This window comes from Leptolyngbya sp. CCY15150, from assembly GCF_016888135.1.
GTDB lineage: Bacteria > Cyanobacteriota > Cyanobacteriia > RECH01 > RECH01 > RECH01.
The window spans coordinates 1-204 of sequence record NZ_JACSWB010000294.1 but is presented as its reverse complement, the minus strand read 5'-3'; the positions used below and the strand labels follow the sequence as shown (position 1 = coordinate 204).

Sequence of the window (204 nt, the reverse complement as noted above, 5' to 3'; positions counted from 1 at the left end):
CATTACCCACATCCAACGGCTGTTCAAAGTCTGGTGCGGAGAGGAAGGACAACTCACCCGTGGTGGCATCAATCGTAAATAACCCTTGGTCTTCCCCTCCACTGAGACTGTAGGACAGGCCATTCTCCTCGCTACTGCTATCGTCTGTGGCTTCGATATCAACTACCAGTGTGGTGTTCTCTGGCGCATTCACCGCGCCATTGG

Annotated in this window: 1 protein-coding gene; it reads right to left on the bottom strand. The window is 53.4% G+C overall.

Features of this window, described 5'->3' with window-relative positions; genetic code table 11:
* On the bottom strand, nucleotides 1-204 hold a 204-nt coding region (locus tag JUJ53_RS25650; protein WP_204154556.1), incomplete at both ends, for a cadherin repeat domain-containing protein.